Below are 2,386 nucleotides of genomic sequence, written 5' to 3' on the forward strand. Positions count from 1 at the left end.
GACTGGAGAGATCTCCAACCGGCTGGCTGCGCCTCGCGGCGGCAAGGCCGACAATTTGACCCGCATAAAGGGCATCGGTACGGTCAACGAGAAGAAGCTCAACGACCACGGCATCTTCCACTTCGACCAGATCGGCGCCTGGAAAAAGGCCGACGTCGAGGCCGCCGAAGCCTATCTTGCTTTTGACGGACGTATCGCGCGCGAGGAATGGGTCAAACAGGCTAGGCTGCTCGGCCAGGGCAGGGACACGGAATTTTCGCGCCGCGTGGATGCGGGCAAGGTGGCGACGAGCCATGCTTCCGCAAAGACTGCAAAGGCAGCCTCCGGAAAGACCGCGAGCAAGACCGCTGCCAAGCCCGTGGCGGGCAAGCGTGGAGGGGGCAAGTGATGGCCGCGACAACGCTGCTCGATATCAAGGGCGTGCAGACCTATTACGGCAACATCCGGGCGCTGAACGGCGTCGATGTCACCGTCAAGCAGGGTGAGATCGTGGCGCTGATCGGTGCCAATGGCGCCGGCAAGTCGACGCTGATGATGACTATTTTCGGTGCGCCGCGGGCTCGCGCCGGGACTATCACCTTTGCCGGCACCGACATAACCCAGATGCCGACGCACGAGATCGCGCGCATGCGCATTGCCCAATCGCCCGAGGGCCGGCGGATCTTTCCGCGCATGACGGTGATGGAAAACCTGCAGATGGGCGCCAGCCTCGACAACCTCAAGCACTATGACGAGGACGTCGAGAAGGTGTTCACGCTGTTCCCGCGTTTGAAGGAGCGCATCACCCAGCGCGGTGGCACGCTGTCGGGCGGTGAGCAGCAGATGCTGTCGATCGGACGCGCGCTGATGGCACGGCCGAAGCTGCTTTTGCTCGACGAGCCGTCGCTGGGTCTCGCGCCGCTGATCGTCAAACAGATCTTCGACGCCATCCGCGAACTGAACCGCACCCAGGGGCTGACCGTGTTCCTGGTCGAGCAGAACGCCTTCGGCGCGCTCAAGCTCGCCACGCGCGGCTACGTCATGGTCAACGGCAATGTGACGATGAGCGGCACCGGCAAGGAACTGCTCGCCAATCCGGAAGTGCGCGCCGCCTATCTCGAGGGCGGACACCACTGAGTTCGAAGCGGAATGCGTGCACCGCTATTCCGCTCCAGATTGTTTGTTTGTCGCATGATCTTTGTCCGGAAAGTCCGCAACTTTCGGGATCATGCTAAGGAGACTTCACCATGCAGGGCATTCTTTACGAGGAACCCTCGATCTGGCAGTTCTTCTTCGTCACCTGTCTGCTCGGCGGCTGGGCGGCGTGGATGACGGGCAAGGCCAGTGCCCAGACGTGGCGCAGCTTCATCCAGCTGTTCGCCTATGTGCTGGGCCTCGGCATCGCGATCCGCTTCATCCATCACGCGCTGTTCGGCGGCACCATGTTCTCGCTGCATTATTATGTCGTCGACACCATCGTGCTGATGATCCTCGGCTTCGTCGGCTATCAATACACGCGCACCAACCAGATGGTGACACAGTATAATTGGCTCTACGAAAGAGCTTCACTCTTGAGCTGGAAACCGAAAGGTTGACGTTCATCATTAACGCCGCCTCGAAATTGAATCGGCGTGACAAGTGCCTGAAAATCGGCAAACTATGCTTTCTGCGATAAGGGTGGGCATCGCATGAAAGCTTCATCCACGCCCACTCCGTTAATGGGAGCGTTTAAATGAAAAAGTCACTTTTGTCCGCCGTCGCCCTGACCGCGCTTGTCGCGTTCGGCGGCAGCGCGTGGGCTGACGTAATGATGGGCGTCGCGGGCCCGATCACCGGTCCGAACGCCGCCTTCGGCGCGCAGCTGCAGAAGGGGGCGGAAGCTGCTGTCGCCGACATCAATGCCAAGGGCGGCATCAACGGCGAGCAGATCAAGCTCGAAGTCGGCGACGACGTCTCCGATCCGAAGCAGGGTATCTCGGTCGCCAACAAGTTCGTCGGCGACGGCGTCAAGTTCGTGGTCGGCCACTTCAACTCCGGCGTCTCTATCCCGGCATCTGAAGTCTATGCGGAAAACGGCATCGTCGAAGTGACGCCGGCCGCGACCAACCCGCAATTCACCGAGCGCGGTCTGTGGAACGTGTTCCGCACCTGCGGACGCGACGATCAGCAGGGCAGCATTGCCGGCGCGTATCTCGCCGCCAACTTCAAGGACGCCAAGATCGCTGTCGTTCACGACAAGACCACCTACGGTCAGGGCCTTGCCGACGAAACCAAGAAGGCGATGAACGCCAAGGGCGTGACGGAAGTCATGTATGAAGGCATCAATGTCGGCGACAAGGACTTCTCGGCGCTGATCGCCAAGATGAAGGAAGCCGGCGTTTCCATCATCTATTGGGGCGGCCTGCAC

3 protein-coding genes and 1 pseudogene are annotated in these 2,386 nt (G+C 60.7%); all 4 read left to right on the plus strand.

Annotation, left to right across the window (positions count from 1 at the left end; genetic code table 11):
- A pseudogene (locus tag EN969_RS26840) lies at positions 1-388 on the plus strand (ABC transporter); the annotation flags it as partial.
- Complete coding sequence (locus tag EN969_RS26845) at positions 388-1,116, plus strand: ABC transporter ATP-binding protein (protein ID WP_013529095.1); 729 nt, start codon at positions 388-390, stop codon at positions 1,114-1,116. The pseudogene EN969_RS26840 and the gene EN969_RS26845, both read left to right, overlap by 1 nt.
- Before the next feature lie 110 nt (positions 1,117-1,226).
- On the plus strand, positions 1,227-1,574 hold the full coding sequence (locus EN969_RS26850) for a DUF6867 family protein (RefSeq protein WP_013529096.1): 348 nt from the start codon (positions 1,227-1,229) through the stop codon (positions 1,572-1,574).
- A gap of 137 nt (positions 1,575-1,711) precedes the next feature.
- Positions 1,712-2,386, plus strand: a 675-nt coding sequence (locus EN969_RS26855; RefSeq protein ID WP_164758515.1) for a branched-chain amino acid ABC transporter substrate-binding protein, incomplete at its 3' end; no start/stop codon positions are given.

The sequence above is a fragment of the Mesorhizobium sp. M7A.F.Ca.CA.003.01.2.1 genome, assembly GCF_003998945.1.
GTDB classification, from domain to species: domain Bacteria; phylum Pseudomonadota; class Alphaproteobacteria; order Rhizobiales; family Rhizobiaceae; genus Mesorhizobium; species Mesorhizobium ciceri.

Excerpts from the sequence above, each read along its gene's own strand:
- EN969_RS26845 (WP_013529095.1), top strand. The coding sequence starts at position 388 with ATGGCCGCGACAACGCTGCTCGATATCAAGGGCGTGCAGACCTATTAC.
- EN969_RS26850 (WP_013529096.1), top strand. The coding sequence starts at position 1,227 with ATGCAGGGCATTCTTTACGAGGAACCCTCGATCTGGCAGTTCTTCTTC.